At 68.1% G+C, this 238-nt stretch carries 1 protein-coding gene; it reads left to right on the forward strand.

Annotated elements, in window-relative coordinates; genetic code table 11:
* Positions 1-48 precede the first annotated feature (48 nt).
* The coding region (locus VR45_RS47760; RefSeq protein WP_234326702.1) for an ATP-binding protein at positions 49-238 on the forward strand (190 nt) is incomplete at its 3' end.

Genomic DNA, 238 nt, shown 5'->3' on the forward strand with positions numbered 1-238 from the left:
CAGCTACATAGCCCCCATCTGCGGCTCTTCCGGATAGCAGTCGCTGATGTGAAGCTGCTTCCCGCTGACACCGCACCCGGACACCACACCGCGCAGACGGAGCTGCCCTCCGAGGTGGCGAGCGTCGACGCCGCCCGCGAGTTGGACGAGGACGACCGTTACCGGCTCGGCCTGGCTGTCCATGAGGCAGTCGCCAACGCCGTCGTGCACGGCAACCGTCAGAAGCTCGGCACGGCCG

Source organism: Streptomyces sp. NRRL S-495 (assembly GCF_000966955.1).
Classification (GTDB): domain Bacteria; phylum Actinomycetota; class Actinomycetes; order Streptomycetales; family Streptomycetaceae; genus Kitasatospora; species Kitasatospora purpeofusca.